The sequence below is a fragment of the Rhizobium moroccans genome (assembly GCF_057559155.1).
In genome coordinates this window covers 121571-142805 of the sequence record NZ_JBHFJG010000048.1, presented here as the reverse complement: position 1 = coordinate 142805, position 21235 = coordinate 121571, and the positions used below count along the sequence as shown (strand labels likewise).

Below are 21235 nucleotides of genomic sequence, written 5' to 3'. Positions count from 1 at the left end.
ACATGACCCTCGAATTCGCCCCCTTCTTCTCCTGGTCGATCCTCGCCGGCCTCGCCGTGCTTGCCGCGATCCTCGCTGCGCTGGCCTTCTGGCGTGGCGTGCGCGGCGCGACGCTGCGCGCGCTGGCGCTCGCCTTCCTGCTGCTCGCACTCGCCAATCCCTTCCTGGCGCAGGAGGACCGCGAGCAGCTCTCGACCATCGTGCCGATCATCGTCGACCGCTCCCAGAGCCAGGAGACGGCGGAGCGGCGGCCCCAGACCGACGCGGCACTCGCCAGCCTGCAGGAGCGCTTCTCCCGCTTCCCGCGTATCGAGACGCGCATCGTCGAAGTGGCCGACGACGCGGATTCCGATACGCCATCGACGCGGCTTTTCTCCGCCCTCTCCTCCGCGGTTTCCGACGTGCCCCCGGCCCGCATCGGCGGCGCGGTCTTCCTGACGGACGGCCAGATCCACGACCTGCCGGGCATCAATCAGAACCTCGGCTTCAACGCGCCTGTCCATGGCCTCATCACCGGCCATGAGGAAGAGTTCGACCGCCGCATCGAAGTAGTGCGCGCGCCGCGTTTCGGCATTGTTGGCGAAGAGCAGGAACTGACCTTCCGCGTCTTCGATGATGGGCGTGGCGGCGGCGGCACGGCCGAAGTCAACATCCGGATGAACGGCCAGCAGATCGCTACGCTTCAGGCCGCGCCCGGTGCGGAAACGCCCTTTTCCTTCACCGTGCCGCGCGGCGGCAACAATGTGATGGAATTCTCCGTCGCCGAACTGCCGGGCGAAGTGACGGCCGCCAACAACCGCGCCATTCATGTCATCGATGGCATCCGCCAGAACCTGCGCGTCCTCCTCGTGTCTGGCGAGCCGCATGCCGGCGAACGCGCCTGGCGCAACCTGTTGAAGTCCGACGCCTCCGTCGACCTCGTCCATTTCACCATCCTGCGTCCGCCGGAAAAACAGGATGGCACGCCGATCAACGAGCTGTCGCTGATCGCCTTCCCGACCCGCGAGCTCTTCGTCGAGAAGATCCAGGATTTCGACCTCATCATCTTCGATCGCTACAAGCATCGCGGCGTGCTGCCGATCCTCTATTACGATTACATCGCCCAGTATGTGCAGAACGGCGGCGCGCTGCTGATCGCCGCGGGGCCCGAACATGCGGGCGAGGATTCGATCGCCAGCACACCGCTGGAACAGGTCCTGCCTGCCTCTCCGACCGGCGAGATTCATAACGCTGGCTTCTATCCGCATCTTTCACCGGAGGGGCAGAAGCATCCTGTCACCCGCGGTCTCGACGGCTCGAACCAGAACCCGCCCGCATGGGGGCGCTGGTTCCGCACCATCGATGTCGGTACCCCGCAGGGGCAGATAGTCATGCAGGGCGATGGCGACCGGCCGCTCCTCGTACTGAACCGCGAGGGTGAAGGCCGCGTGGCCATGCTGCTTTCCGATCAGGGCTGGCTCTGGGCGCGCGGCTTCGAGGGCGGCGGACCGCATGTCTCGCTCTATCGCCGCATCGCCCACTGGCTGATGAAGGAGCCGGAACTCGAGGAAGAAGCGCTGACCGCCCGCGCCGTCGGCCGTACGCTGGAAGCGACGCGCCAGACGATCGGCGACGATCCCGGTCCCGCGACCATCCGTTATCCCTCCGGCCGCACCGAAACCGTGCCGATGACGGAAGCCACTCCCGGCCAGTATCGGCTGGAGCGGCGCATGGAGGAAACCGGCCTCTTCGAAATCACCAATGGAGACCTCTCCACGCTCGTTCATGTCGGCACGGTCAACGCGCCCGAATTCAAGGCGATGATTTCCACCACCGAAACGCTTGCGCCCTATGCCCAGAAAACCCGCGGCCTCGTCGCGCGCGTGGCAGATGGAGACGGCGTGACGCTGCCGGATATCTTGCCGGTGCGCGGCGAGGTTCGCATCAGCGATTCCGACCGCATGGTGATCCGCCTCACCGACGAGACCGTGCTCAAGGGTATCAATACCCTGCCGTTGTTCGCGGGCTTTGCCGGTCTCTCGGCGCTGCTCTTCGCCGTCGCTGCCATGTGGTGGCGCGAAGGACGGTAAATCCGCCTCTTTTTGCCGCGTGTTCAGTCTGGTATCCGTTGCCTGACCCACACAGCGGATATTGCATGTCGCAAGAACTAAGACTTCTCGAAGGCCTGCCACCTGAAGACGAACAGGCGATCCTTGATCTGCTGAGGGCATACAATGTCGCGAATTTTGGAGAGAGGGACCGAAGAGACCTGGCGATCCCGATATACGATGACAGCAACGAAGTCATCGGGGGCCTGGTTGGCTATACCGGGCGTGGCTGGCTCTATGTTCAGATGCTGTTCATTCCGGAAAACATGCGCGGTCAGGGTATTGCAGGCCGGCTCTTAAGGATGGCCGAGGATGAAGCACAGGCTCGCGGTTGCATCGGCGCTTATATCGACAGCATGAACCCCGATGCTGTGAAAGCCTATCAGAAATACGGCTACGAGATCGCCGGCCACGTCGGCCCCCTCACGGCGGGCAATCATGTGACATGGCTGTCGAAACGCTTCCGGTAGTTCGCCTAAGCCATCGCGACTGCCGCTGCCTGCGGCGTGGAGGCCCCACTTTCACCCGCAGCGCTGCCGACAAAACTGTCGCGTATCTGCTGACGCAGCCACACATTCGCGGGGTCGTTGTCCGTGTGGCTCGCCCAGACCATCCTCACCGGCGGGAAGGTCAGCGAAACCGGCACCGGACTGACCTCAAGCCCGAGCAGCGGGCCGTAACGGTCAGCAATGCGTCTGGAGACGGTCGCGACGACCGGGCTGGCCTTGGCGGCGGCAAGAACGGACATGAAGCCTGGTGCTGCGGCAACCACATTCAGTTCGAGACCGGCTATTTCCAAGGCCTCCTTGATGCAGCCCTGCAGGGCCTCGTTCTGAGAAATCACCGCATGCTCGACAGATAGGAAAGTTTCCATATCCAGCGGATTTTGCAATGCCAGCAGAGCCGGATTGTAGCAGCACGCAAGCTCGACCTCGTAGAGCGTCTCGAATGAACGCCTGCTCGTCCTCGAATAGGTACACCCCACGGCCAGGTCCGCGCCGCCATCCTCCAGCGACGGTTCCACCGCGTCATCGGGGAAGACCCGCGCCAGTATCTTGATGCCAGGCGCGAGCCGCTGCAGCCGGGCGGTCAGGTCCGGCACCAGCAGGAGTTCGACTTCCGGCGACATCGCGATACGGAACGTCCGCTCCTCCGTTGCGGGATCGAAGGCCTCTCCACCCGTCAGCGCCAGTTGCGCCTGCCTCAGCGCCTGGCGCACAGGAACCGCAAGGCTGTGGGCTCGCGCCGTCGGCTGCATGATCTGGCCGACGCGGATGAACAATTCGTCCTGCAGGAGAACCCTCAGCGTCGAGAGCGAATGGCTCATCGCCGGCTGCTGGATCTTGAGGCGCCGCGCCGCCTTGGTAACGCTTCCCTCGCTCATCAGCGCATCGAATGCGACGAGAAGATTGAGATCGAACGAACGCAGATTGAAATGATCGATAGTTGTCATGAGCCGCATCGATTTGTTTGCTGATACACCGATACATACGTGCGCTCCAGGTCGTTTCCAAGACCGCAACCAGCACCTGGAGTCCTTCATGCAAACCCGACGCTCCCTTCTGAAGAATACCGCCGGCATGGCATTCGCCGCGGGCGCCATCGCCAGCCTGCCCGCCGCCGCACTCGCCAAGGCGCCGATCGTCGGCCGGCAGGCCGCCGGCTACTATCGGCTGAGGCTCGGCGACTACGAAGTCACCGCGCTTTCGGACGGCACGGTGCCGCTGCCCTTGCCCAAGCTCTACGAAAACATCGAGGAGAGCGAGGCCGAAGCCATTCTTGCCGGTTATTTCCAGCCAAACCCGGCGCAAACCTCGGTGAATGCCTATCTGATCAATACCGGCGACAGGCTGGTCCTCATCGATGCCGGCACCGGAACCCTGATGGGTCCGGTTCTCGGCAAGCTCGTCGCCAGCATCGAGGCATCCGGCTACAAGGCGGCCCAGATCGATGACGTCATCCTGACCCATATCCATGCCGATCATTCCGGCGGGCTTACCGTGAACGGAAAGCGCGTGTTCGAAAACGCGGTGGTGCGCGTGAACCGACGGGAAGCCGAGTTCTGGCTGAAGGCCGATGCCGCCGCCAAGGCCGATCCCGTGCTGGGGCCGCAGATCGCCCAGGCCGAGCAATGCGTCGGTCCCTATGTCGAGGCCGGCCTGTTCGAAACCTTCGAGGACAATGCAGCACCCATTCCGGGCTTCGGCTCCGTCCTGCGGGCGGGCCATACTCCGGGGCACAGCGCCATCGTGGTCGGAAGCAAGGGCGAGAAAATCATGTTCTGGGGGGATATCGCCCATGGCGATGTCCTGCAGTTCGATCGGCCGGAGGTCACCATAGAGTTCGATGTCGATCAGAAGCAGGCGGCCGCGACGCGCGCCATGGCCTTTGCCGAGGCCGCGGATCAGAAATATCTCGTCGCCGGCGCGCACCACGCTTTCCCCGGCATCGGACATGTCCGCAGAGATGAAACCAATTATCAGTGGGTGCCGGTGCTTTATACCGCGACCTTCTGAGAGGCGCTCAGGCGCCGTCATTCACGACGGTGCCTGACAATTCCGCCCGGCCGTGTCAGGCGAGCGAAGCCTGTTTCGTCTCCGCATCGATCATCGTCGCCGCGATGGCCGCGACCACGAGCAGACCTGCGAAAAGGCCGATCGCGATACCGATCCCTTGCGCGACGACCAGCCCCACCAGCGAGGGCGCGAGCAGGCCGCCGAGGCGCGCCATCGCGCCTGCCGCACCCATGCCCGTCGCGCGCGAGGCTGTCGGGTAGAGTTCCGGCGTATAGGCATAGAGCGCACCCCAGGTGCCGAGCAGCGCGAAGCTCATGATCAGCAGCGCCGCGCCGACCATGAAGCCATTGCCGGCCACGACGAAGAGCAGGCAGCCCAGCGCCGAAAGCAGGCAGAAACCGATCAGCGTCGGCCGCCTGCCCCACGCCTCCACACCATAGGCCGCCAGCGCATAGCCCGGAAGCTGCGCGAGCGCCACGAGCACCAAGAAGCCATAGCCGCGCACGAAACCGAACCCGCCGCTCGCAAGCTGCGGCGGCATCCAGGTGAAGACGCCGTAATAGGAAACCGAAACGAGGAACCAGATCGCCAGGATCATCAGGCTGCGGCGGCGAAGCTCGCCGGAAAAGATGGCCGTGTCGCGCGGCTGCGGCTGGGTGGCCAGCCTCGTCTCGGCGGAAAGCGGCTCCCTGCCGTTGATCGCCAGCATCCTGCCGAGGATTGCCTTGGCCTCCGGCTCCCGCCCCGATCGCATCAGGTAAAGCGGCGATTCAGGCACCAGGAAGCGCAAGCCGATCCCGATCAGCGCCGGCACGGCGGTGACCGCGAAAATATAGCGCCACGCGTCCGCAACCCCGTAGACGCTGGCAGCCCAGGCGGCGAGCGCCACGATCAGCGTGCCGACCGCCCAGAACCCTTCGAGGATCACCAACCAGCGGCCGCGGTTCTTCGCGGGCAGGAACTCCGCCATCATCGCATAATCGACCGGCAGCGTGCCGCCGACGGCAGCCCCGGTGAGGAAACGCAGTATGAGAAGGCTGGTGAAATCCGGGGCAAACACCGAGAGCAGGCCGAAAACGGCATCGCAGGCAACCGTCACGATCAGCACGCGGCGGCGTCCCACCTTATCGGCGAGCTTTCCGAAGCCCATCGCGCCGATGAGCATGCCGAGGAAGAAGAGCGTGCCGGTCTGTAGTGCCTGCGGCACCGTAAGCCCGAAGGTCGCCGCGATCGAGGCCGCCGTAAAGCCGACCGCCAGCACCTGCATCGCATCCGCGGCCCAAACCAGGCCGAATATGCCCATCAGACGCCGCTGATAGGGACCCGTTCCGGCGCGGTCGAGCGCCTCGTCCATCGTGATTGCCGTCATTCCACCCACTCCCCTGAGCCCGCAGGCGCTCAGCTCCCGCGGTAGCATGTATGGGATGCTTAGTGGAATTGCCCTATCCGCGCCAGCCGATTGTTCCCTTGAGTCGCGGGTGGACGCCTTCCGCCATCGGCACGACCAGAACCCTGCCCGGATCAACCGGTCCGGGGAACTTCAGTGCGTCGTAGGCGACCTTTTCGAAGCCGAGCGGCATGTAATACGGCGGATCGCCGACCAGGATCACCGCTTCCGACCCATGGCGCCTGGCTGCCTCCACCGCGATCCGCACCAGCTCGCGCCCGATGCCTCGGTTCTTGTGCGACGGCCGGACCGCGAGCGGCCCCAGCAGATGCCCCTTCACCTCGCCGGCATGAACCGGCGTCATCCGCACCGAGGCGATGGTCTCGCCATCGTCGGCGCAGACGAAGGAAAGCGAACGATCATGCGGCCCCTGCTCGCGGATGCGGGCCGCCGCCTTGGCGAACCGGCCGGGACCGAAAGCTTCCGCGTTGATGAGTTCGATGACGGCATCATGGGACGCGTCCTCGGTGAGGTAGACAAGATCGTGCTTGAGCATCTGCATGGAGGGACCGAAGCCTTGAAAAGTGACGGGCATGACGAATGATCTCGGCGACGCTTCCGTGAGCGTCGTGTTCGCAAGATCAGCGTCGTCGCAGTGCCCGTACTTCGGTCATGGAGGAGATGTTCCCAAATTTGCGAAAAGGCACCTAGCAGGAAATTCCGCCCGCGTCCAATGCAAAAACGCAGCGTTCATCAAATCGCGGCTCCCAATCCTGCACCGTTGCCGTATGTATCTCGAACTACAGCAAACGGAGATCGCCATGGGCAGGCTCGTGAATGGAAAATGGCAGGACGTCTGGTACGACACCAAGGAAACCAGGGGTCATTTCAAGCGCTCCGAATCGCAGTTCCGCAACTGGCTGACGGCGGACGGCTCGCCTGGCCCATCGGGCAACAGCGGCTTCAAGGCCGAAGCCGGGCGCTATCATCTCTACGTTTCCTATGCCTGCCCCTGGGCTCACCGCACGCTGATCTTCCGCAAGCTGAAGAAGCTCGAAGACCTCGTCTCCTTTTCCGTGGTGGATTACCTCATGCTGGAGAACGGCTGGGAATTCCGGCAGCGCGAGGGTGCTACCGGCGACCAGCTCTACGGCTCGGACTTCCTCTACCGGATCTACCTGAAGGCCGATCCGGACTATACCGGCCGTGTTACCGTGCCGGTGCTCTGGGACAAGCGGCAGGAAACCATCGTCTCGAACGAGAGCGCCGAGATCATCCGCATGTTCAACAGCGCCTTCGACGGCCTGACCGGCTCGACCGCCGATTACTATCCGGCCGACCTGCGCGCCGAGATCGACGAACTCAATGCCGTCGTCTACGACACGGTCAACAATGGCGTCTACAAGGCGGGCTTCGCGACCACGCAGGAGGCCTATGACGAGGCCGTCACGCGCCTCTTCGAAACCCTGGACATGCTGGAAAGCCGCCTTTCGAAAACCCGCTACCTGTTCGGCGACCGGCAGACGGAGGCGGACTGGCGGCTCTTCACCACTCTGCTGCGCTTCGATCCGGTCTATGTCGGCCATTTCAAGTGCAATATCCGCCGCATCGCGGATTATCCTAATCTGTCAGGTTACCTGCGGGATCTTTACCAGCATCCGGGCGTGGCCGAGACCTGCAACCTGCATCACATCAGGAACCATTATTACCAGAGCCACCGGAACATCAATCCGACCGGCATCGTACCGGCCGGACCGGCGTTCGATCTCGATGCGCCGCATGGGCGGGAAGGATTGGGAAGGTCCACGTAGTGATGGATCGACCACTCACCAATAATCCGAGCGGTCCACCTCCCCGCTCAACTCCTTCAGCCGCCGCAGCGTCGCTGCCGTTACATCCGCCGGCAGGTCGTCGAGCACGAAGAAGCCGCTGGCCACGATCTCCCTGTCGGGCTGCTTCGGCGCGGTCTGCTCCACCTCCACCCGGTAGAACAGCACATGGTCGCGCCTGCTTGCATTGCGATTGTGATAGATGTGGAAAAGCTGCGGCTCGCCGATCATCGTGAGATTGCCCTCCTCGCGCAATTCCTTGGCAAGCGCGCCAAGCGCCGTCTCGTTGCGCTCGACGCCGCCGCCCGGCATGTACCAGCCGGGCACATAGGAATGGCGCACGAGAAAGACGCGCCCCTCGCGGTCGAAGCAGGCTGCCCTGACCCCGAGCGTCATGCCGCGCGAGAGAATGAAAAAACGATGCAGCAGCCACACGACGATGCGCGTGCCGAGGCCGCGGATTTCCGGGACACCCTCACCCTTCATTCATAACTCCGCGAGAAGGCCACAAAATCGATAACGATTTCTCCGCCGATGCGTTATGTCTGCGCCATGTTCAAGTTCGCCCATATTTCCGATATCCATCTCGGGCCTCTTCCGCGCCTCTCGCTTCGCGAGCTGTGTTCCAAGCGCATTACCGGCTTTGTGAACTGGCACCGAAAGCGGCGCAAGCACCTTTTCGTCAACACGCTGGACCTGCTGCTCAGCGACCTCAAGACCCGCGAGCCCGACCATCTGGTCGTCACCGGCGATCTGGTCAATCTCGCGACCGATATCGAGATCCGCCTTTCGGCCGAATGGCTGAACACGATCGGCGATCCCCTCCACACCACCGTCGTTCCCGGCAATCATGACGCCTATGTTCCCGGCGCCCACGACAAATCCGTCAAGGCCTGGTATCCCTTCATCGCGAGCGACGACGACCCGGCCGCGTGGCCGAAGGACGAGCATGTCTTCCCGACGCTCCGCCGGCGTGGGCCGCTCGCCATCATCGGCTGCTCCACCTCCAATGCCACCCCGCCGTTTTCCGCCTCCGGCTATTTCGGGCAGAGGCAGGCGCGCGAAACAGTGAACCTGCTGAGAAAGGCCGGCGAGGAAGGCTTGTTCCGCGTCGTCCTGATCCACCATCCGCCGATCCGCGGCGCGACATCCGCCCACAAGCGCATGCTCGGCATCCGCCGCTTCGCCGCCGCCATCTCCACCGGTGGCGCCGAGCTCGTGCTGCACGGGCACACCCACCTCAATACGGTCTATTGGCTGCGCAGCCATCATGGCCCGGTGCCGGTCGTGGGCATCGCCTCCGCCTCGCAGGGACCTGGGGGACACAAGCCGCCGGCCGCCTACAACCTGTTTTCGCTGTCGGGCCGGCCCGGCGCATGGAACCTGGTCTGCGAGCGTTACGGCCTCACGCCGCAGGGCGATGGCGTCGCCCTGGAGAACAGCCACGTGTTCTACGGCGAGAATCTCTCGCCCCTTTCCACCGTGGAAGCGGAAAAAATACTTTAGCCACCCAAGAATATTTGTTGAAACTTGCGGAATCGCCACATTGGATTCATATCTGGCTGCTTACAGGACTATCCGCAACGCCTACAATCAACCTTCCGAAAGCACGCCGGACACTTTATGAATCAACCGTCCGCCCCGAATGATATCAGACGCGATCTCGTCGCCCTCCTGCCGAAGATGCGCCGGTTTGCGCTGGCGCTCGCCGGTGCGGCGGCAGAGGCGGATGATCTGGTGCGCGAGGCCTGCGCCCGCGCCATCCAGAAAAGCCATCACTGGAAGGGCGAAGGCCGGCTCGAGAGCTGGCTCTACAGCATGGTTCGCAGCCTTTGGACCGATGAGGCGAAGAAGCGCAAGGGTATGAGGGACGCGGCGGCTGAACCCGGCGACGATGCCTTCGGCAAGCCCGCAGCCATGCTTGTCGGCATGCCGGAAGGACTCGCCGCCAGCTTCCTTCTCGTGGATGTGGAAGGCTTCACCTATGCCGAAGCCGCCGATATTCTCGGCATTCCGGTGCGTGTCCTGACCTCCCGCCTCTGTGCCGCCCGATTGCGGCTGGCAGCCATCGGCGTCGAAGCCACCGAGCGGAGAGCCTGATGACCGAGACTTCCAAGGAAATCGACATCCGCCTCTCCACCTTCATCGACGGGGAGATCGGCGAGGAAGAGCGGCATGAGGTCGAGGCGCTGCTCGTCAACGATCCGCAGGCGCGAGCCAGCCAGGACGCGTTGAAGCGAGGCCGCGATTTCGGGCGCCACGCCTTCGATGAAATGCTGAAGGAGCCCGTGCCGCTCGATCTGGTGCGTGCGATCAAGACGGCTCCCCAGCCGCGCCGGGCGGTGCGGCTGCCGCAGGCGTCGCGCCCCAATTTTTCGATGAAGCCGACCGGCAGACAGGCGCTTGCCTGCGGCCTCCTCCTCTTCGTGGTCGGCGGCGCCTTTGGCTACATGCTCGGTGCGCCGCCGCTTGCCGCCCCCTCGCCCGACGCGCTGGCATCCGTTTCGGAAAACCGCGACTGGCTGGAGGATGTCGCCGCCCATTACCGGCTCTATTCCAGACAGGGCCCCCATCTGGCCGAGCTTCCCGCCGGGAAACCCGCCGATATCCTGGATTGGCTGACGACCAATACCGGCGTCGCCTTCCGCATTCCCGATCTCGGGGAAAGCGGGCTCGCCTTCCAGGGAGCGCGGCTGTTCTCCGCAGCCGGAATTCCGGCCGGACAATTGTTCTACAAAAGCGCGGAGGGCGAGGTGATCGCCATCGTCTTCACCAAGTCCCGGCCGACCGTCAATCCTGCCACCGAGAGCATCCGCGACGATATCGGTGTGGTATCCTGGTCGACACCGCTCGCGACCTACGCCATCGTCGGCCCGTCCTCCAATCCTTCGCTGGACGAGATCGCCGCCAAGGCTGCGGGGCTGATCTAACCCCATGGTGCCAGAACGATCTTTCCCACGGTGGCGCGGCTTTCGAGCGCACCATGGGCTTGCGCCGCCTCGGCGAGAGAAAATCGCCCGCCTGAGATCACCTTGAGTTCGCCGCAATGCGCCCGATCGAAAAGCTCGGCCAGATCGCTCCATAATGTCTCGCCGATCAGCGGCAGCAGGGAAAATCCTTGCAGGGACTGGTTCGCTTCCAGCATCCGGCTGATATCCGCCGGCTCCAGGCCGAAACGCCCCATCGCAGCCAGCACCAACCGACCGCCGGGCTTCAGGGCATCGATAAGGTCCCGCGTCAGCTCACCACCGGCCAGATCGAAGACGATATCGGCTTCGATACCGCTCATCTCATACCCGATGGCCCGATCCACGCCGAGCGAAAGCGCGAGCGCTCGCTTTTGCTGGCTTCCGGCTGCCGCGATGACCTTGGCCGCTCCGGCCTGCTTCAGGAGCTGGACAAGCAGCGAGCCGACGCCTCCACCCGCCGCCGTGACGAGCACGGTCTTTCCAGCGGGCGGATTCTGCCGCACGAGATGCAGCGCCGTTAGTCCCTGCACCATCAATGCAACTGCCGTCTCGAAGGAGAGCCCTTCCGGCAGTCGCGCAAGCGAGCCGGCATCGGCGATGATATATTCCGCATAGCCGCCCGAGCCCCGCCCAATCGCAAAGAGCGGCACCGCGACGCGCGCGCCGATGAGAGGTTCGGCTCCCTCGCCCGCTGCCTCGACGACACCGGCGACCTCGACACCTGACACCATGGGCAGCGAGGGCGTCACCGCATAGCGGTCGGCCCGCATCAGCACCTCGAAGAAATTCACGCCCGCCGCCATCACCCGGATCAGCACTTCGCCGCGTGCGGGCGCGGGCTTCGGCACTTCGATGACTTCGAGAACTTCGGGAGAACCGAAACGGGAGAACTGGACGACCTTCATCGGAAACCTCATCTATGGAAAGACGAGGGCGGCTTAGCAGCGCGCGGGGCCGCCGGGATACACACTCTTTTGCGCCCTACCCACCAGGAGGTGACCATGGCAGCCCTTTTGAAGAACCTGCCGAAACTGCCCATCGAGCGGGCATTGAAGGTGATTTCCGGCCGCTGGAAACCGGTCATCCTCTATCACGCCTTTTCCGGACCCAAGCGCCTCTCCGAGCTCCAGCGCATGGTGCCCGGCATCACCCAGAAAGTGCTGATCCAGCAGTTACGGGAAATGGAGGAGCATGGGCTCATCCGTCGCGAAGTCTTCGCGGAAGTGCCGGCGCGTGTTGAATACAGCGCCACGGAACTCGGTCTCGGCCTGGAACCCATTCTCTACGCGCTCTGCCAATGGGGCCAGCACCATGCGGAAGCGCGCGGCGAAAGCGGCGCGCTTCTCGATTGCATCGTCAGGCCGCGTGAGGCCAAGGCCGCCGCGGCCTGAACTCGGCCCCGATCAGCCCTTGCGCTCTTCAAGCACGCGGTTCGCGGCCGACACGATCGCCTCCAGCGAAGCCGCCACGATATTCGTGTTGATGCCGGCGCCGAACAGCTTGCCTCCCGGATGTTCCATCTCCACATAGGCGATGGCCGAGGCGTTCGAGCCGTGCTGCAGCGAATGCTCGGAGTAATCGGCAACCGAGAGGTCGATTCCCAGATAGGTCGAGAGCGCGTTGATGAAGCCGTCGATCGGCCCTGTTCCCTTGCCCTCGATCCGCTTCGTCTCACCACGATCGGTGATCTCGGCCGCCACGATGCGCACGCCCTTCTGGTCCGAGCCGGCCGGATAGGTATGGTGGTCGATGAATTTCAGCCGCGCGCCGGGCTGTTCCACGTAACGCTCCATGAAGCTCTCATGGATGCGCTTCGAGGGAAGCTCCTTGCCCTCTTCGTCGGTGATGCGTTGAATGTCTTCGCGGAATTCCACCTGCAGGTTGCGCGGCAGGTTGATGCCGTAATCGGCCTGCAGGATATAGGCGATGCCGCCCTTGCCCGACTGCGAGTTGATGCGGATGATCGCCTCGTAGGAACGACCGACGTCCTGCGGGTCGATCGGCAGGTAAGGCACTTCCCACACCGGATGGTTGGCGACCTTGATCGCCTTCATGCCCTTGTTGATCGCATCCTGATGCGAGCCCGAGAAGGCGGTATAGACCAGCTCTCCCACGTAAGGATGGCGTTCCGGGATGACCATTTCGTTGGAATATTCGTAGACCGCCTTGATGCGCTCGATATCGGAGCAATCCAGCTCCGGATCGACGCCCTGCGTGTACATGTTGAGAGCCAGCGTCACCACATCCACATTGCCGGTGCGCTCGCCATTGCCGAAGAGCGTTCCCTCCACACGGTCGGCGCCCGCCATCAGGCCGAGTTCGGTCGCGGCGATCCCCGTGCCCCGGTCGTTATGCGGATGCAGCGAGATGATGATGTTTTCGCGATTGTCGATCTGGCGGCACATCCACTCGATCTGGTCGGCATAAATGTTCGGCGTTGCCATCTCGACGGTAGACGGCAGGTTGATGATGAACTTGTTGTCGGCGGTCGGCTTCACCACGTCGATCACGGCATTGCAGATATCCAAGGCCACGTCGAGTTCAGTGCCGGTGAAGCTTTCCGGCGAATACTGGAAGCGGTAACCGCCGCCCGCCTTCGCCGCCATATCGGTGATCATCTTCGCGGCATCGACTGCGATCTGCTTGATGCCGTTGACGTCCTTGGCGAACACCACGCGGCGCTGCAATTCGCTGGTGGAATTATAGAAATGGATGATCGGCTTGTGGGCGCCTTCCAAGGATTCGAAGGTGCGGGTAATCAGCTCCGGCCGGCACTGCACCAGCACCTGCATGGAGACATCCTCCGGCACGCCGCCTTCCTCCACGCACCAGCGGGCGAAGTCGAAGTCGGTCTGCGAGGCCGACGGGAAACCGATTTCGATTTCCTTGAAGCCCATGTCGAGCAGCAGCTTGAACATGCGCGCCTTGCGGTCGTGCCCCATCGGGTTGACCAGCGATTGGTTGCCGTCGCGCAAGTCCACCGAACACCAGATCGGCGCCTTGGTGATGGTCTTCAAAGGCCAGGTGCGGTCCGCAATGTCGATCTGCGGATAGGGCCGGTATTTCATCGCGGCCTGCGGCATGCCGCGCTTGGGGGAATAGGTCTTGGCGTCCATTGTCTTCGTCTCTCTTCACGCATCGTGCCATCCAGGGGATCGGCATGATCGATGCGGACCTTACGCGGTCTTTTCTCTATCGGTCTTGAATGTTCGTGAGAGGAGCACTTACGCCGGCAGGGCTTTCGGCCGCCGGGCGCTCCTCAACGGACCCGGCAACCGCGCGTAAGGTCGAGGCTAAGAAGCGAGGAAAGCGCAAGAACCGGCGCCCCGGCCGCGGTGCGGCAGGTCGGCTGACGGTCGGACATGATTGCGCCTGTCATGGTCATGGCGGGATGTATAGCTGCAGACGACAGGGGTTGGCAAGTGGGCTATTTGCCTTGACGGCCGGCTTCGAGCCGCTCGGCGATCCACATTTTCACCAGCGCCTGTCTGGTAACTCCGAGGCGTTGCGCCTCCTGGTCGAGCCCGTTCACCACCCAGGTCGGAAAATCGATATTGACCCGCTTGGGTTCGAGATTCGGACGAAACCCCTTGGAGACATCGAAATATTCAAGGACGTCTTCTTCGCCCTTGTCGAAGATTTCATCGAGCTTGCTGGCTTTCATAGACCTCTACCTCGAGCATGCGTGATCGCCGAACCGAAATAATTCTGATTCCTTGGCCGCGAGAAACGCAGATGGCGGACCAAAACTTGTTGTCGATCTTTCCTATCGCCATGAAACGCGGCTCCTCTGCGTCGCGAGCTGGCATGACAAATAATTTCTCATCCGCCCACAACGCCTGCGCTTCCACGAAATCAATGCCGTGTTTGTCCTTGTTGGTAGCGCTCTTGGCCGGATCGAATTCGAATAGCATCGCTAATATAGGATAAAAACTATACCATTTCCAATCATTCAAGCATGTCTGACCAGGCGCTGCAACGCCATCACCACTCCGCCCGCGACAAGCCCCCAGAAGGCGCCGGAAATGCCCGCGAAGGAAGTTCCCGACGCCGTCACCAGGAAGGTGATCGCCGCCGCCTCGCGCGTGTGCGGTTCGCGATAGGCGGCGAAGGCGGAATTCGAGAATGCCGCGATCAGCGCAAGCCCCGCAACCGCCTGCAGCAGGATAGGCGGCGACAGCGAGACGAAAGCGATAAGCCCACCCGCCATCAGCCCGAACACGATATACCCGAAGCCGGCGATCACGGCCGCCCAATAGCGCCGCGCCGGATCGGGATGGGCGTCCTCCCCGGCGCACATTGCCGCCGTGATCGCCGCCATGTTGACCGGCACGCCGCCGAAAATACCGCAGATGATCGAGAAGATACCCGTTCCGGCAAACAGCGGACCGGGTGCGGGCTGGTAGTGGTGCACCTTCAGGACCGCGATGCCCGGAATGTTCTGCGAGGCCATGGTGACGATGAAGAGCGGCACGGCGACCGAAATAAAGCCGTGCCAGGTGAAGGTGGGCGTCACTGCGATGAGTTCCGGATGGATCGCCGCCCCCACCTGGGCCAGCGCATCCTCCGGCAGGTCCACGCCGAAGAGAAGCACGAGCACGAAAGCCCCGAGTGCCGCCGGCACGGCCCAGAGCCGCTTCCATGCGGAAACGACCATCCAGGTGAGAACGATCGGCAGGCCGAGCGCCGCGTTAAAAGCAACCGCCTTCACCGGCGCGAGGCAGAGGCCAAGCAGGATGCCGGCGAGCATCGCATTGGCAAGCGGCGCGGGAATGAGCTGAATCGCCCGCCCGAGCGGCCGAAACAGGCCGGAAAGCGCGATGAGCACACCGCAAAGCACGAAAGCGCCGACAGCCGCCGGAAAGCCGCCCTGGATTGCCCCGATACCCGAAAGCAGGGCCGCCCCGGGCGTCGACCAGGCGATGCTGATCGGCATGCGGTGCCAGAACGAGAAGCCGATCGCCAGAACGCCCATGGCGACCGAAAGCGCCAGCAACGCCGAGGCGATTTCACCCGGCGTCGCCCCCATGGCGGAAAGCCCCTGCATGATGACGGCAAACGAACTGATGAAGCCGACGAAAGCGGTCAAAAGCCCCATCATCAGGGCCGGAACGGAAAAATCTTTGAGCATGCGGCGGGACTCGGGGACGGTGCGAAAACCGCATGGAGCCTCAGCCCACCGGCAAACACAAGCCGGGTTCGGACGAAAAGCGTACGGGTCTCGGTTCAGTGGCCGTTTGGCTTACCTCAGCTCGTGACCCGTCCCAGCCAGCGGTGCCAGTTTTCCTCGCTGCCGTTGAAGACGTTGAGATCGATCTTGCCGTCCACGCCGTGCGAAAGGCCGGACCCGGAATACTGCCAGAACAGCCACTTGCGGCCCGGATAGACCTTAGAGGGATGCTGGGCGACCGCGCGCAGCCAGAAGGGATAGTTGGTGAATGCGCCCTGCAGGTTGTCCTTGTAGAAATCCGGCGCGGTGTAGATGACCGGACGCTTGCCGTAATGCTTCTCCAGCATGTCCATGAAGACCTGCATCTTTTCCAGAACCCGCTCGCGGGACGGACGCCTCTTGCAGCTCGAGTCGCCGTTCCACTCCACGTCGATGACGGGCGGCAGCGCGTCCGGATCCCGCGGAACGTTGCGGATGAACCATTCGGCCTGCTCGCTGGCCACACGGCACCAGTAGAAGAAGTGATAGGCACCGCGCTTGAGGCCGGCCTCCTTGGCCCGCCGCCAGTTCGTCTTGAACATCGGGTCGAGGTGGTCGCCGCCATCGGTCGCCTTGATATAGGCGAAGTTGGCGCCCTGTGTCCGGAGCTTCACCCAATCGATCTCACCCTGCCAGCGCGAGACATCGACGCCGTGCACGGCATAGTCCTTCGGCGTGACGCGGCCGAAATTGATCGGCTTGGCGTCACGGAAGCGATGACGGTAGACCTGCGCGCGGCTGCGCGGCCCGCGCTCGGCCGTCGGATTTTCAGGCGCCAGGAATGCGACCGGCCTTTCGATCGGCACCGGCATGCCGACCGTGGTCGGCATCGGCGCGAAGGCCTGCGGCTCGGGGATCGGTCCGGCAAGTGCTGCAACTTCCTGCGCCGGCGGGCTCACCGGTGCGGGCGGGCTTGCGATCGCCATCCTCTCCCCCACGTCGGCAACAGGAACAGGCGCGACGGGCGTCGTGGAATTGGTCACTTCCCGCGACGGCAGACCGACCATCAGGCTTTCCGGGCCGGAACTGGAGGAGCAGCCCGAAAGGGTCAGGCAAGCGAGAAGAAGTGCTGGCACAGCCGATGAACGCATGAGACCCCGTACGCAAGACAAACCGAGTTATGGAACCCCGAGTCGTCGGGGACCGCCATGAGGAATTGCTAACGGGAAATTACCAAGAAATGCTGAATCCAATCTTTACGTTCGAAAATGATGCGCCGTCACCGCAATGAAACAGTCGCAGCGGCGGCCGGGCAAACGTCGAGACGAGATCATTTTTCGAGAAAGACAAGAATCGAAAACGCCGCCGGGTTTTCCGGCGGCGTTTCTCATGGAGGCTTAGAATAAGCTCAGATTTCCGCCTGCGATTTCACGATCCGCGAAACCAGGCCGTATTCCTTGGCCTCTTCGGCCGAGAGCCAGTAGTCGCGATCGGTGTCCTTGGTGATCTTCTCGATCGGCTGGCCGGTAGCTTCCGCGAAGATCCGGTTCAGCCGCTCGTTCATCTTGATGATCTCGCGGGCCTGGATCTCGATGTCGGACGCCATGCCGCGCGTGCCGCCGGAGGGTTGGTGCAAGAGGAAGCGCGTGTTCGGCAGGGCGATGCGGCGCTCCTTGGGAGCTGCGACATAGATCAGCGCACCGGCGGAAGCGACCCAGCCCGTGCCGATCATCCACACCTTCGGCTTGATGAACTTCACCATGTCGTGGACCGAATCGCCCGATTCCACGTGCCCGCCCGGCGAGTTCACATAGATTCGGATGTCGTCGTCGCTGGCGGCGGCAAGCGCCACCAGTTGCGTATTGACCTTCTGCGCCAGTTCCTGCGTGATCGGGCCATAGATGAAGATCGAACGCGACTTGAAAAGGTTCGCCTCCGTTTCCTTGCCGAGCGGCAGTTCCTTCGTCTTGTCGTCTTCGTTCTCGTCGTTCATCACGGTCAGCGTCTCCTGCATGGAAATCATGTACGGGACATAATGCCTTCTCAGCCGTAAAACAATGGAGCGCGATAGCCAAGCCCGCAGCTTCCTTAGAGTAAGGTGAATGACGCGGTGGCCGGACCCCGCGCCGCCGAATCTCTCATTGCCGGAATGCGGAATTCGGCGGCAATGCCACCAGCGTTTGAGGCGGGCAATGACATCGATTTTGCGCAATTGCGGTCATCGCGTGATTGGGGCAGGATGCCGTCGTTGACGATTGGGCAGGATCGAACCTACGCTCATGCTGACGGGCTCATGTCATTGCGGCAAAACAGGCTGGACGCTCAAAGGTGATCCCGGCTCGATCACCGCGTGCAACTGCACGCTCTGCCGGCGCTACGGCGCTCTGTGGGCCTATGATTACGAAGGAGAACGTATCGCGATCAGAGGCGAGACCGCCTCCTACACCCGCGCCGGCAGGGACAAATCCTCTCTCGAGATACTGTTCTGCCCAACCTGCGCCTGTGTATTGAGCTGGCGCGGTTTGCGGCTTCAAGCGGATGGCCGCCGCCGCATGGCTGTAAACCTGCGGCTTGCACCGCCAGACCTCGTTCAGGATCTGCCCATCGATCATTTCGACGGCTTGGACAGTTTCGACGACCTTCCTTCCAAAGGGCGCTGCGTGCGCGATCTTTGGTTTTAACAGCGCGCTACCTGTCCGCGTTGGGCCGAAGTGCTTTGGTGCTGCGCAAGCTTACCAAAATGTAAGGGAGCCCAGCTTTGAAATGCCGGAATTGCCGCCTACCTCCTTGACCATGGCAACGCCCTCAAGGAGGCAACAATGTCACCGGAAGAACGCCAGCTCCTCACCTCGCTTTTTGACCGCATCCGCACCGCCGCCGCCACGCCCCGCGACGCGCAGGCCGAAAGCCTGATCGATCAGGCGACCTGCGAACAGCCCTATGCCGCCTATTATCTGGCTCAGGCCGTCATCGTGCAGGAAAAGGGGCTCGAAGCCGCGGCAAACCATATCAAGGAGCTCGAGGAGCGCATTCGCCAGATCGAGGCCCAGGATAGCGAGCACCACCGCGCCGAACAGGGCGGCGGTTTCTTAAGCTCCATCTTCGGCTCCAGCCAGCCGCGCGATTCCGTTCCCCAGCCGGGCCCCTGGGACAGCAGCTCCCGCCAGGACCTCCGTTCCAGTCGCGAACAGGAGAACGCCTACCGCCAGCCCCAGCCCATAGCCCCCCAGCCCACTGGCCCCCAACCCACCGGCCCGTGGAACCCGCAGGCCTCAGCGCCCTCGGCGGGCGGCAGTTTCCTGCGCGGCGCGCTCGGCACCGCGGCCGGCGTGGCGGGCGGCATGCTGCTCGCCAACTCGCTTTCAGGTATATTTTCGAGCCACATAAATTCCCTCGGCTGGGGCTCGCCTCTTGCCGGCGGAAGTCCCTTCGGCAATGGCCCGGCCGAGGAAACCGTCGTCAACAACTATTACGGCGATGACGCAGTCCGGCAGGCGGCCGATGACGGCAATACGGATGACGGCTTGCAGCAGGCCGATGACGACAACGACGACCAGTCCGACTTCGACGCTGATAACTCCGGCGGCGACGACACGATGGACGTGTGATCGGGGGTCCACCCTCCCCTTGAGGAAGAGGGTCGGAGCGAAGCTCCGGGGTGGAGTGAAGTGGATGACAGCCTGACGCCGATCGCGAGGTTCGTTATCCCCTTCACCACCTCGTCCCCTCCCTGAGGGGACGAGGTGGGAATATGCCTCGCCGTCTCCCGCGCTTCGCTTTGGCTCAGCGCGTTCGTCGCTGCAATCGATTCACCGGATCGATTGCTCCGGCTTCGCCGAACCGCTCCTCACCCCCGCCCGCGATAGGTCGGCACGCCCTGCTCCGGCAGCCACACGCCGGCCGGCGCCTCGCCCGTCTGCCAGAACACGTCGATCGGAATGCCGCCGCGCGGATACCAGTAGGCGCCGATCCGGAGCCACTTCGGCTGAAGCAAATCGACGATCCGCTTGGCGATATAGACCGAGCAATCCTCATGGAACGCACCATGGTTGCGGAAGGAATGCAGGAAGAGCTTCAGCGACTTCGACTCCACCAGGAAACCGTCCGGAATGTAGTCGATGACGATATGCGCGAAATCCGGCTGGCCCGTCATCGGGCAGAGCGAAGTGAACTCCGGTGCGGTGAAGCGCACCACGTAATCCGTTCCCTGGTTGCCGTTCGGCACTTTTTCCAGCACCGCCGCCTCAGGGCTCTGCGGCGTTTCCACTTTCGAACCGAGCTGGGAAAGGCTCGATACGTCCGTCGTCGTCATGATGGTGTTCCTTCCACTTTTACCTTCTGTCCATGGGCGCGCTCGCCTTCGGGCTCCACATGGATCGCCAATGTGGCGCCGGGAATAACCGCTTTGATCGCATCTTCCAAGCGGTCGCAGATGTCGTGGGCATCACCGACGCTCATGCCGGCCGGCACGACCAGATGGAAATCGATGAAGGCCGCCGCCCCTGCCCGCCTGCTCTTCAGGTCATGCACGCCGAGCGCACCCTGCGAATGGGCGGTGATCGTCTCGCGCACAGCCGCTTCCTCCTCCGGCTCCAACGCCTTGTCCATCAGCCCGCCGAGCGAATGGGAGATCACCTTGTAGCCCTGCCACAGGATGTTGAACGCGACGAGGATTGCCAGCAGCGGGTCGAGGATCGCGTAGCCGGTGAAGACGGCGAGGATGAGGCCGACGAAGACGCCTGCCGAGGTCACGACGTCCGACATGATGTGGTGCCCGTCCGCTGTCAGCGCCGGTGATCGCTGCGCCTTGCCGGCCCGGATAAGCATCGTTGCCCACACCGCATTGATGACCGCGGCAAGCGCGTTGATCGCAAGCCCCAGGACCGGCGCGTCCGGAAGCTTCGGCGCGAAAAGCGCCCCCCAGGCCTCCTGGATGATCATCAGCGCCGCGACCACGATCAGCACGCCCTCGACCACCGCCGAGATATATTCCGCCTTGTGATGGCCGAACTGATGGTCGTGATCGGCGGGCCGCTGTGCATAGCGGATGATGAAATAGGCAAGGAGAGCCGCAACCACGTTGACGAAGGATTCCAGCCCGTCCGAAAGCAGCGCGACCGAACCGGTCACCCACCAGGCGAACATCTTCAGGCCCATCACCCCGATCGAGACCGGAATGCTACACAACGCCAGCCGTTCGACGATTTTCGTGTCCCTTGCCACGGTTTTCATCCTTATGCGCATGCGAATGATTTGCAGGACCGAAGCCCCGAAACGGCGAAACCGCCGGAGCGAGAT

Annotated in this window: 23 protein-coding genes; 10 read left to right on the top strand and 13 right to left on the bottom strand. The window is 63.0% G+C overall.

Going from position 1 to position 21235, the window contains the following annotated elements:
- Positions 1-2 precede the first annotated feature (2 nt).
- Together ACE04I_RS23425 and ACE04I_RS23420 are read left to right on the top strand one after the other, a co-directional pair.
- Entirely contained in the window at positions 3-2069 is a 2067-nt protein-coding gene (locus ACE04I_RS23425) for a membrane protein (RefSeq protein WP_046795510.1), read from the top strand.
- A 65-nt stretch (positions 2070-2134) separates the two neighbouring features.
- Positions 2135-2557, top strand: a complete 423-nt coding sequence (locus tag ACE04I_RS23420; RefSeq protein WP_046795511.1) for a GNAT family N-acetyltransferase — start codon at positions 2135-2137, stop codon at positions 2555-2557.
- A gap of 5 nt (positions 2558-2562) precedes the next feature.
- Here ACE04I_RS23420 and ACE04I_RS23415 read toward each other — a convergent pair whose 3' ends face one another.
- On the bottom strand, positions 2563-3540 hold the full coding sequence (locus ACE04I_RS23415; protein ID WP_046795598.1) for a LysR family transcriptional regulator: 978 nt from the start codon (positions 3538-3540) through the stop codon (positions 2563-2565).
- Positions 3541-3628: 88 nt separating this feature from the next.
- Here ACE04I_RS23415 and ACE04I_RS23410 point away from each other — a divergent pair, with 88 nt between their 5' ends.
- Complete coding sequence (locus ACE04I_RS23410; protein ID WP_046795512.1) at positions 3629-4603, top strand: MBL fold metallo-hydrolase; 975 nt, start codon at positions 3629-3631, stop codon at positions 4601-4603.
- Positions 4604-4658: 55 nt separating this feature from the next.
- On the opposite strand, the gene ACE04I_RS23405 is transcribed toward ACE04I_RS23410, so the two are convergent.
- Together ACE04I_RS23405 and ACE04I_RS23400 are read right to left on the bottom strand one after the other, a co-directional pair.
- A complete protein-coding gene (locus ACE04I_RS23405; protein WP_137326582.1) occupies positions 4659-5972 on the bottom strand; it encodes an MFS transporter in 1314 nt (437 codons plus the stop codon).
- Positions 5973-6045: 73 nt separating this feature from the next.
- Positions 6046-6546, bottom strand: a complete 501-nt coding sequence (locus tag ACE04I_RS23400; RefSeq protein ID WP_046795599.1) for a GNAT family N-acetyltransferase — start codon at positions 6544-6546, stop codon at positions 6046-6048.
- Between the two features lie 265 nt (positions 6547-6811).
- On the opposite strand from ACE04I_RS23400, the gene ACE04I_RS23395 reads away from it, so the two are divergent.
- Positions 6812-7801, top strand: coding sequence for a glutathione S-transferase family protein (locus ACE04I_RS23395; RefSeq protein WP_046795514.1), 990 nt, complete (start codon positions 6812-6814; stop codon positions 7799-7801).
- A 15-nt stretch (positions 7802-7816) separates the two neighbouring features.
- Here the strand turns inward: ACE04I_RS23395 and ACE04I_RS23390 are convergent, their stop codons facing one another.
- Positions 7817-8305: an NUDIX domain-containing protein gene (locus ACE04I_RS23390; protein WP_046795515.1), complete on the bottom strand. Its 489-nt coding sequence runs from the start codon at positions 8303-8305 to the stop codon at positions 7817-7819.
- A gap of 66 nt (positions 8306-8371) precedes the next feature.
- Between ACE04I_RS23390 and ACE04I_RS23385 the strand changes: the two genes are divergently transcribed.
- From ACE04I_RS23385 to ACE04I_RS23375, 3 genes are all read left to right on the top strand, one after another.
- A complete protein-coding gene (locus tag ACE04I_RS23385) occupies positions 8372-9325 on the top strand; it encodes a metallophosphoesterase family protein (protein WP_046795600.1) in 954 nt (317 codons plus the stop codon).
- A 117-nt stretch (positions 9326-9442) separates the two neighbouring features.
- Positions 9443-9919, top strand: a complete 477-nt coding sequence (locus ACE04I_RS23380; RefSeq protein WP_046795516.1) for an RNA polymerase sigma factor — start codon at positions 9443-9445, stop codon at positions 9917-9919.
- Positions 9919-10749, top strand: a complete 831-nt coding sequence (locus ACE04I_RS23375; RefSeq protein WP_046795517.1) for an anti-sigma factor family protein — start codon at positions 9919-9921, stop codon at positions 10747-10749. Before ACE04I_RS23380 ends, ACE04I_RS23375 begins: the two co-directional genes overlap by 1 nt.
- Here the strand turns inward: ACE04I_RS23375 and ACE04I_RS23370 are convergent.
- Positions 10746-11693 (bottom strand): quinone oxidoreductase family protein, encoded by a 948-nt coding sequence (locus tag ACE04I_RS23370; protein ID WP_487207644.1) that lies wholly within the window; start codon positions 11691-11693, stop codon positions 10746-10748. The two genes, ACE04I_RS23375 and ACE04I_RS23370, sit on opposite strands and share 4 nt — an antisense overlap.
- Positions 11694-11789: 96 nt before the next feature.
- On the opposite strand from ACE04I_RS23370, the gene ACE04I_RS23365 reads away from it, so the two are divergent.
- Positions 11790-12179 carry a winged helix-turn-helix transcriptional regulator gene (locus ACE04I_RS23365; protein ID WP_046795519.1) on the top strand — a complete coding sequence of 130 codons (390 nt, stop codon included), beginning with the start codon at positions 11790-11792 and terminating at the stop codon, positions 12177-12179.
- Between the two features lie 12 nt (positions 12180-12191).
- Here ACE04I_RS23365 and leuA read toward each other — a convergent pair whose 3' ends face one another.
- The 6 genes from leuA to ACE04I_RS23335 all read right to left on the bottom strand — a co-directional run bounded on the left by leuA (position 12192) and on the right by ACE04I_RS23335 (position 17930).
- Entirely contained in the window at positions 12192-13904 is a 1713-nt protein-coding gene (gene leuA, locus ACE04I_RS23360; protein WP_046795520.1) for a 2-isopropylmalate synthase, read from the bottom strand.
- A 311-nt stretch (positions 13905-14215) separates the two neighbouring features.
- Positions 14216-14452, bottom strand: coding sequence for a type II toxin-antitoxin system BrnA family antitoxin (brnA, locus tag ACE04I_RS23355; RefSeq protein WP_046795521.1), 237 nt, complete (start codon positions 14450-14452; stop codon positions 14216-14218).
- The gene (locus ACE04I_RS23350) at positions 14430-14702 is read right to left on the bottom strand and encodes a BrnT family toxin (RefSeq protein ID WP_046795522.1); all 273 of its coding nucleotides are present in this window, start codon (positions 14700-14702) and stop codon (positions 14430-14432) included. Before ACE04I_RS23350 ends, brnA begins: the two co-directional genes overlap by 23 nt.
- A 38-nt stretch (positions 14703-14740) precedes the next feature.
- A complete protein-coding gene (locus tag ACE04I_RS23345; protein ID WP_046795523.1) occupies positions 14741-15919 on the bottom strand; it encodes a benzoate/H(+) symporter BenE family transporter in 1179 nt (392 codons plus the stop codon).
- Between the two features lie 116 nt (positions 15920-16035).
- On the bottom strand, positions 16036-17088 hold the full coding sequence (locus ACE04I_RS23340) for a glycoside hydrolase family 25 protein (protein WP_046795524.1): 1053 nt from the start codon (positions 17086-17088) through the stop codon (positions 16036-16038).
- Positions 17089-17345: 257 nt separating this feature from the next.
- Positions 17346-17930: an ATP-dependent Clp protease proteolytic subunit gene (locus ACE04I_RS23335; protein WP_046795601.1), complete on the bottom strand. Its 585-nt coding sequence runs from the start codon at positions 17928-17930 to the stop codon at positions 17346-17348.
- A gap of 286 nt (positions 17931-18216) precedes the next feature.
- On the opposite strand from ACE04I_RS23335, the gene ACE04I_RS23330 reads away from it, so the two are divergent.
- Positions 18217-18618 carry a GFA family protein gene (locus tag ACE04I_RS23330; RefSeq protein WP_046795525.1) on the top strand — a complete coding sequence of 134 codons (402 nt, stop codon included), beginning with the start codon at positions 18217-18219 and terminating at the stop codon, positions 18616-18618.
- A gap of 138 nt (positions 18619-18756) precedes the next feature.
- A complete protein-coding gene (locus ACE04I_RS23325; protein ID WP_487207643.1) occupies positions 18757-19545 on the top strand; it encodes a DUF2076 domain-containing protein in 789 nt (262 codons plus the stop codon).
- A gap of 239 nt (positions 19546-19784) precedes the next feature.
- On the opposite strand, the gene queF is transcribed toward ACE04I_RS23325, so the two are convergent.
- Both queF and ACE04I_RS23315 read right to left on the bottom strand, forming a co-directional pair.
- Complete coding sequence (gene queF, locus ACE04I_RS23320; protein ID WP_046797778.1) at positions 19785-20249, bottom strand: preQ(1) synthase; 465 nt, start codon at positions 20247-20249, stop codon at positions 19785-19787.
- Positions 20246-21169 carry a cation diffusion facilitator family transporter gene (locus tag ACE04I_RS23315; protein WP_046797781.1) on the bottom strand — a complete coding sequence of 308 codons (924 nt, stop codon included), beginning with the start codon at positions 21167-21169 and terminating at the stop codon, positions 20246-20248. The genes queF and ACE04I_RS23315 overlap by 4 nt, the downstream gene beginning before the upstream one ends.
- Positions 21170-21235: the final 66 nt, after the last annotated feature.

What these genes read in the sequence shown, in the direction of transcription:
- ACE04I_RS23425 (WP_046795510.1), top strand. Translation starts at nt 3, where the DNA reads ATGACCCTCGAATTCGCCCCCTTCTTCTCCTGGTCGATCCTCGCCGGC.
- ACE04I_RS23420 (WP_046795511.1), top strand. Translation starts at nt 2,135, where the DNA reads ATGTCGCAAGAACTAAGACTTCTCGAAGGCCTGCCACCTGAAGACGAA.
- ACE04I_RS23415 (WP_046795598.1), bottom strand. Translation starts at nt 3,540, where the DNA reads ATGACAACTATCGATCATTTCAATCTGCGTTCGTTCGATCTCAATCTT.
- ACE04I_RS23410 (WP_046795512.1), top strand. Translation starts at nt 3,629, where the DNA reads ATGCAAACCCGACGCTCCCTTCTGAAGAATACCGCCGGCATGGCATTC.
- ACE04I_RS23405 (WP_137326582.1), bottom strand. Translation starts at nt 5,972, where the DNA reads ATGACGGCAATCACGATGGACGAGGCGCTCGACCGCGCCGGAACGGGT.
- ACE04I_RS23400 (WP_046795599.1), bottom strand. Translation starts at nt 6,546, where the DNA reads ATGCTCAAGCACGATCTTGTCTACCTCACCGAGGACGCGTCCCATGAT.
- ACE04I_RS23395 (WP_046795514.1), top strand. Translation starts at nt 6,812, where the DNA reads ATGGGCAGGCTCGTGAATGGAAAATGGCAGGACGTCTGGTACGACACC.
- ACE04I_RS23390 (WP_046795515.1), bottom strand. Translation starts at nt 8,305, where the DNA reads ATGAAGGGTGAGGGTGTCCCGGAAATCCGCGGCCTCGGCACGCGCATC.
- ACE04I_RS23385 (WP_046795600.1), top strand. Translation starts at nt 8,372, where the DNA reads ATGTTCAAGTTCGCCCATATTTCCGATATCCATCTCGGGCCTCTTCCG.
- ACE04I_RS23380 (WP_046795516.1), top strand. Translation starts at nt 9,443, where the DNA reads ATGAATCAACCGTCCGCCCCGAATGATATCAGACGCGATCTCGTCGCC.
- ACE04I_RS23375 (WP_046795517.1), top strand. Translation starts at nt 9,919, where the DNA reads ATGACCGAGACTTCCAAGGAAATCGACATCCGCCTCTCCACCTTCATC.
- ACE04I_RS23370 (WP_487207644.1), bottom strand. Translation starts at nt 11,693, where the DNA reads ATGAAGGTCGTCCAGTTCTCCCGTTTCGGTTCTCCCGAAGTTCTCGAA.
- ACE04I_RS23365 (WP_046795519.1), top strand. Translation starts at nt 11,790, where the DNA reads ATGGCAGCCCTTTTGAAGAACCTGCCGAAACTGCCCATCGAGCGGGCA.
- leuA (WP_046795520.1), bottom strand. Translation starts at nt 13,904, where the DNA reads ATGGACGCCAAGACCTATTCCCCCAAGCGCGGCATGCCGCAGGCCGCG.
- brnA (WP_046795521.1), bottom strand. Translation starts at nt 14,452, where the DNA reads ATGAAAGCCAGCAAGCTCGATGAAATCTTCGACAAGGGCGAAGAAGAC.
- ACE04I_RS23350 (WP_046795522.1), bottom strand. Translation starts at nt 14,702, where the DNA reads ATGCTATTCGAATTCGATCCGGCCAAGAGCGCTACCAACAAGGACAAA.
- ACE04I_RS23345 (WP_046795523.1), bottom strand. Translation starts at nt 15,919, where the DNA reads ATGCTCAAAGATTTTTCCGTTCCGGCCCTGATGATGGGGCTTTTGACC.
- ACE04I_RS23340 (WP_046795524.1), bottom strand. Translation starts at nt 17,088, where the DNA reads ATGCGTTCATCGGCTGTGCCAGCACTTCTTCTCGCTTGCCTGACCCTT.
- ACE04I_RS23335 (WP_046795601.1), bottom strand. Translation starts at nt 17,930, where the DNA reads ATGAACGACGAGAACGAAGACGACAAGACGAAGGAACTGCCGCTCGGC.
- ACE04I_RS23330 (WP_046795525.1), top strand. Translation starts at nt 18,217, where the DNA reads ATGCTGACGGGCTCATGTCATTGCGGCAAAACAGGCTGGACGCTCAAA.
- ACE04I_RS23325 (WP_487207643.1), top strand. Translation starts at nt 18,757, where the DNA reads ATGTCACCGGAAGAACGCCAGCTCCTCACCTCGCTTTTTGACCGCATC.
- queF (WP_046797778.1), bottom strand. Translation starts at nt 20,249, where the DNA reads ATGACGACGACGGACGTATCGAGCCTTTCCCAGCTCGGTTCGAAAGTG.
- ACE04I_RS23315 (WP_046797781.1), bottom strand. Translation starts at nt 21,169, where the DNA reads ATGAAAACCGTGGCAAGGGACACGAAAATCGTCGAACGGCTGGCGTTG.